The following is a 5,907-nucleotide window of genomic DNA, read 5'->3' as shown; positions in this document are numbered from 1 at the left end:
CCCCGCCGCCCCCCCCCCCGCGGGGGGGGGGGGCCCCCCCCCGGGCGCCCCCCCCGCGGCCGGCGCCGGGGCGGGGGGGGGGGGGGGGCCCCGCCGGCCCCCCCCCCCCCCCACCCCCGCAGCCCGGCCCCACCCCACGGCCCGGCCAGGGCACCCGCCGGCCACCGCGTCGTAGAATCTCGGCATTGTGTCTGAGTCCCCGAACCCCCAGCCCAGCCTCCCGGACACCGCGCCGGAGGCGTCCTCGTACGTGCCCCCCAAGTGGCGCACCGAGCCCCGCTTCCCCGACGGCCCCGCCCCCGACCCGGCCGGCTCGCACCACGAGCGCCGCATCCGCAGCTTCCAGCCGCGCCGCAGCCGGGTGACCACCGGCCAGGGCGAAGCCCTGAAGCGGCTCTGGGGCACCTGGGGCCTCGACATCGACGGCCACGAGGTCATCGACCTGAAGCGGCTCTTCGACGGACTCCCCGTGGTCCTGGAGATCGGCTTCGGCATGGGCGAGGCCACCGCCCAGATGGCCGCCGCCGACCCCGGCACCGGCGTCCTCGCCGCCGACGTGCACACCCCCGGTCAGGGCAACCTGCTCGCCCTCGCGGAGCGGGGCGGCCTCACCAACGTCCGCGTCGCCAACGGCGACGCGATCATCCTGCTCCGCGAGATGCTGCCGCCGGACTCCCTCGCCGGGCTGCGCGTGTACTTCCCGGACCCCTGGCCCAAGGCCCGTCACCACAAGCGCCGGCTGATCCAGCCCGAGTTCCTCGACCTGGCCGCCACCCGCCTGGCCCCCGGCGCGATCCTGCACTGCGCGACGGACTGGGAGCCGTACGCCGAGCAGATGCTCGAAGTCCTCACCGCGCACCCCGACTTCGAGAACACCCAGCCGGACGGCGACTACGCGCCGCGCCCCGACTTCCGTCCGCTCACCCGGTTCGAGGGCCAGGGCCTGGACAAGGGCCACGTGGTCCACGACCTCCTCTTCCGCCGCGCCGAACACCGCGCTCCCGGCGTCCCCACCAACCCCACCGACCTCACCAACTCCACCCTCCCCACCACGAACTGACAAACGTCACTCCGGGTGTCCGGCCCGCTCGGTAGGGTCATCGTGTGTTCCGAGCGCTCTCCCGTGTGCTCGCACGCCCGTCGGCCGGGGTCCGGACGTGCGTGCTCGTCGTCCTGCTCACCGCCACCGGGGTCGCGATCCTCGAACTCGTACGGGAGCAGACCGGCACCGCCGGCTTCTTCGTGGGGCTCGGCCTGGCCCTGCTGCCGGTCCCGCCGCTCATGGCGGCGTTCCGGTGGCTCGGTCGGGCCGCGCCCGGCCCCTGGCGGCAGTTGCTGTTCTGCTTCGGCTGGGGCGCCTGCACCGCCGCGCTGATCGCCATACTGGCCAACAGTTTCGCGACCCAATGGGTCGCGGCCGCCACCGCCGACCCCTCCGACGCGGATCAGCTCGGCTCGGTCGCGATCGCGCCGGTCGTCGAGGAGACCGCCAAGGCGGCAGCGCTGCTCCTCGTGTTCGCCTTCCGAAGACGCCACCTCGCGGGCCCCGCCGACGGGTTCGTGCTCGCCGGGTTCACCGCCACCGGGTTCGCCTTCACGGAGAACATCCTCTACCTGGGCAACGCCTTCTACGAGGACGTGGCCAACGGCACCGGCGTACTGGACTCCGTGACGGCGGCGACGTTCTTCGTACGGGTCGTGCTGTCTCCGTTCGCGCACCCGCTGTTCACCGTACTGACGGGCCTCGGCTTCGGGGCGGCCTCGCTCAGCGCCCGCCGTTCGCGCCGGATCGGCCTGCCCCTGCTCGGGCTGGCGCTGGCCGTGGCGACGCACGCCCTGTGGAACGGCTCCTCACACTTCGGTGAGTACGGCTTCTACGTGGTCTACGGCTGCGTGATGGTCCCGGCGTTCGGGCTGCTGCTGTGGCTGGCCGTGCGGATGCGGCGCCGGAGGTTGCGGGCCGTCGCCGCCGAGCTGTCGGTGTACGCCGGCGCCGGCTGGCTCAGTCCGGCGGAGGTGCCGGCCCTGGCTTCGCTGCCGGCCCGCTCACTGGCGAGGAGCCTGGCCCGGACCACCGGAGGCCGTCCCTCCGCCCGGGCGGTGTCCCGTTACGCGGCGGACGCCACCGCCCTGGCCGTGCTGCGCCACCGCGCCCGCCGCCGGGGCCGGGCCGCCTGGGAGCCGGATTTCGCCGAACGGGAACGGGAGTTGCTGCACGCCCTGTGGCTGCGCCGGGCAACGGCCGCCCCCGCTCTGGCCCGGGCCGCGGTACTGGAGGAGCTGCTGCCGCCCCGCTCGGGCCGGCCCCAGGAGGGCACGCCCGCCACCGCACAGCCCCCGACGGGCGCCCTCGCGGCCGTACCGGCCCCGAGGCGACACCTGGCCGGCCGGCCGGAACACCCGGAGGCGCGACGAGCACCGGAGCCGGAGCCGGAGCAGCGAAGGGAACCGGACCCGACCCCGAGCCGTGCGACTGCTAGACGCTGAGGCCCTTGCTGTTCAGCCACGCCATCGGGTCCATCGTCGAACCGCCCTTGCGCACCTCGAGGTGGAGGTGGGCGCCGGTGACGTTGCCGGTCGCACCGACGCGGCCGATGGTCTCGCCCGCGCCCACCGCGCCGGAGGTCACCGACATCGAGGAGAGGTGGCAGTACCAGATCTCCGTGCCGTCGTTGAGCTGGAGCACGATCCGGTAGCCGTACGCGCCCGACCAGCCCGCCGAGATGATCTTTCCGGCGCCCACGGCCTTGACCGGGGTCCCGGTCGGGGCGGCGAAGTCGAGGCCGGTGTGGTGGCCGGAGGACCACATGGAGCCGGCGGCGCCGTAGCGCGAGGTGAGGGTGTAGGCGGAGGTCGGCAGGAAGAAGCCGCCCGCCGACTTCGCGACGGGGGCGGGAGCGGAGGCCGCCTCCGCCTTGGCCTTGGCGTCGGCCTCGTCGGCCGCCGTCTTCTCGGCGGCCGCCTGGTCCGCGGCGGCCTTCTCGGCGGCCACGCGCACCGTCTCGGCCTCCTTGTCGGCCGCTTCCTTCTGGGTCCGCGCCTCCTGGGCGGCGGCCTCGCGGGCCGTGCGCTCGGCGTCGGCCAGGGCCTGCGTGTCGGTGACGTCCTGCTGCGCCTCGGCCTGCTGGAGGATGCGGTTGCGCAGCGCCTCACCGGCGTCGCCCTGTCCCTGGGCGGCGGCCTGCTGGGGGATCTCCGCGGTCGTGGTCGCCGCGGCGGCCGGCGTGTCGGTGGAGGCGGCGCTCGCGCGCTCCCCGCCCATCAGGTCGGGCAGCGAGGGCATGGATATCGAGACCTGGGGCCGGTCCTGCGCGGTGGCGATGCCGCCCGCGCCGACCGCCGCGATCACGCCGACGCCGAGCACGGTCGAACTGCGGGCGAGGCCGCCGCGCGGCTTGAGGGTGCGGTGCTTGCCGCGGACCGGACGGACCGAGTCCTCGGTGGGGTTCCACTCGCCCCAGGCTCCGGCGCTGGGCGCCTCCTGGACGTCGGTGCCGTCAGGGGCAGGCGAGTTGGAGGCCACCGGGGCACACTCCTCATGGGCAAGAACGCACACGGTGTCGCCTCTTGCGACGACTGGGACGACCGCGATGCGTTATCGAAAGGTAATAGACATGGGGGAGTGATTCCAAGCTGTTGCGATTGATCGTTAACACCAATCAGCCACGCGTCGCTCGCCTTTGGCCTGGACATCAGTGACTATCGACGGTCAACTGGGGCAAAGAGCAACGCTTTCAGTCACCACTTCAGCCACATTGGCCAAATGACGACCCATCAGCAATCTCGCACACAGCACCGCAGCCGCCACGGACGGTCACAGCGGGCGGGCATCCGGGGGCGCTACGCCTCCTCGCGCGGCACCACCGGTACGGTCCGCCTCCGCTCCGGCTGACCCTCCCCCGGCCGGCCCACCGCGAGCAGTGCCATGTCGTCGCTCGCGCCGCCTCCCGTGTACCGGCGCACGTCGCTGCTGAGCGCGTCGAGCAGTTCGTCCGGCCCCGGGAAGACCCGCCCCCGCAGCCGGTCCGCCGGGTCGTAGAAGACGCCCGCCGCGTCCCGGGCCTCGGAGAGCCCGTCCGTGTACAGGAGCAGGGTGCTGCCGGCCGGGAAGGGCCACTGCCCGGCCCGGTCCGGCGGTCCGACGACGGCCAGCTGCCCCAGCCCCAACGGCAGGGCCGGCTCGGCCGGGGCGAGCACGGCCAATCCTCCGTCGGCGTGGAGCAGGAGCGGTTCGGGGTGCCCCCGGTTGAGCAGCCGCACCTGCTCGGCGCCCGGCGGGATCTCCCCGAGCACGCAGGTCGTGAAGCCCTCCACCGCGTCGAGGCTGTCGCGCCGTACGCCCTCCCGGTTCAGGGCGCGCTCCAGGCGCTGTGCGAGCCGCTCCAGGGTCGGTTCGGTGTCCGCCGCCTCGCGGAAGGCGCCCAGCACCACGGCCACGGCCTCCACGGCCCCCAGGCCCTTGCCGCGTACGTCGCCCACCGCGAGCCGTACCCCGTACGGGGTGTCCTGGACGGCGTAGAGGTCGCCGCCGATGAACGCGTCGGCCTGCGCGGCCACGTACCGGGCGGAGACGTGCAGCCCCGCGATCCGTTCGGCAGGGGTGGGCAGCACGGCCCGTTGCGCGGCCTCGGCGATCCCGCGCGCGGAGGCGAGCCGCTCCACACTGCGCCGGACGACCCGATTGATCAGCAGGGCCAAGCCGGACACCGTGAGCACGGTCGCCAGCTCGGTCAGCGCCTCGACCTTCCACCCGGTGCCGCCGTACGCGTGCAGCCCGACGACGGCGAGCGAGGCCGTCACGCCGATCAGGGCGGTCGCCCGGAAGGTGAACAGGGGAGCGGCGACGAGCGGTGCGGCGGAGAAGAAGGGTGAGCCGGTGAAGCTGGGCGGCGTCAGCAGGTTGAAGACGAGCCCGACGAGGATCAGCAGGACCGGGAGCAGCCGGGCCACCCGCGGGGCCGCGCCGTCGCCGGGGACGGTCGCACGCTCCTTGTCCTGCCGGCCCAGCCCCGCCACGCTGTCTCCTGCCGCCGGTCCCGCCTCGCCCCCTCAAGGCTGGCGGTACAGGCCCCCGTACGGCGAGCGGACCGCGCCGATCGGGTGACGCCGCGAGCGGCCGGTGCCCAACGGGGAACGACGAAGGCCCGGTTCCACAAGGGAACCGGGCCTTCGTACTGAGTAGCGGGGACAGGATTTGAACCTGCGACCTCTGGGTTATGAGCCCAGCGAGCTACCGAGCTGCTCCACCCCGCGTCGGTAAACCCAACTCTACGTCATTCGGGGGACGGCCCTCACCAATTGACGTCCGGGGCACCCCCGAACAGGACATCACCGCAGGTCAGAGACGTGTAATCGGGTCGGAACGACGAAGCGCCCCACCCGGAATCATCGGGTGGGGCGCCAAGTGGCAGGTCGGGAAGGACTTCCCGGGCCCTGCGAGCGGTAGGCCATGTCGGACTCGAACCGACAACCAACGGATTAAAAGTCCGCTGCTCTGCCAATTGAGCTAATGGCCCTCCATGTGCTCACCCCAGAGCATAGCCGGAGCGGGGCTCCTGGCCGATCGGGTATCGCCGGGTGTGGCCCCGGCGGTTTTCCGCCATCGGTCGCGGGAGGGGCGACGGGGCCGGAAAACGGCCCGGCCCCCACCGCACCGGAGTGCTGTGGGGGCCGAGTCGGTGTCAGATGACGCTCAGGCGTCAGCCGTTGCGCTTCCAGCGGGGCTTGTCGTCGCGACGGCCACCGAAGGAGCCGGTCGAACCGGAGCCACCGGAGCCGGAGGGACGGTTGTCGTCGCGGCGGCCGTAGGGACGGTCACCGGCGCCGGCGGAACGGAAGCCACCGGTCGAGGGGCGGTCGTCGCGGCGGAAGCCGCCACGGTCGCCACCACGGTCGTCACGGTTGAAG

The 5,907-nt window shown here is 73.6% G+C and carries 5 protein-coding genes and 2 tRNA genes; 2 read left to right on the top strand and 5 right to left on the bottom strand.

The window, feature by feature from the left end; translation table 11 throughout:
* Window positions 1–187 precede the first annotated feature (187 nt).
* Window positions 188–1,060, top strand: a complete 873-nt coding sequence (trmB, locus tag ACFY0I_RS08150) for a tRNA (guanosine(46)-N7)-methyltransferase TrmB (RefSeq protein WP_388891758.1) — start codon at window positions 188–190, stop codon at window positions 1,058–1,060.
* Between the two features lie 44 nt (window positions 1,061–1,104).
* Window positions 1,105–2,487: a PrsW family glutamic-type intramembrane protease gene (locus ACFY0I_RS08145; RefSeq protein ID WP_388891755.1), complete on the top strand. Its 1,383-nt coding sequence runs from the start codon at window positions 1,105–1,107 to the stop codon at window positions 2,485–2,487.
* Here ACFY0I_RS08145 and ACFY0I_RS08140 read toward each other — a convergent pair.
* From ACFY0I_RS08140 to ACFY0I_RS08120, 5 genes are all read right to left on the bottom strand, one after another.
* A complete protein-coding gene (locus ACFY0I_RS08140) occupies window positions 2,477–3,523 on the bottom strand; it encodes a M23 family metallopeptidase (protein ID WP_388891752.1) in 1,047 nt (348 codons plus the stop codon). The two genes, ACFY0I_RS08145 and ACFY0I_RS08140, sit on opposite strands and share 11 nt — an antisense overlap.
* 317 nt (window positions 3,524–3,840) lie before the next feature.
* On the bottom strand, window positions 3,841–5,007 hold the full coding sequence (locus ACFY0I_RS08135) for a PP2C family protein-serine/threonine phosphatase (protein WP_388891842.1): 1,167 nt from the start codon (window positions 5,005–5,007) through the stop codon (window positions 3,841–3,843).
* A gap of 172 nt (window positions 5,008–5,179) precedes the next feature.
* Window positions 5,180–5,253: transfer RNA gene (locus tag ACFY0I_RS08130), tRNA-Met, on the bottom strand.
* A 190-nt stretch (window positions 5,254–5,443) separates the two neighbouring features.
* Window positions 5,444–5,516, bottom strand: a tRNA-Lys gene (locus ACFY0I_RS08125).
* Window positions 5,517–5,699: 183 nt separating this feature from the next.
* Window positions 5,700–5,907: hypothetical protein (locus ACFY0I_RS08120; RefSeq protein WP_388891750.1), on the bottom strand; the 208-nt coding region annotated here is incomplete at its 5' end.

The sequence above is a fragment of the Streptomyces sp. NPDC001568 genome, assembly GCF_042893755.1.
In the GTDB taxonomy this organism is placed as follows: Bacteria; Actinomycetota; Actinomycetes; order Streptomycetales; family Streptomycetaceae; genus Streptomyces.
This window is presented reverse-complemented; position numbering and strand designations above follow the sequence as displayed.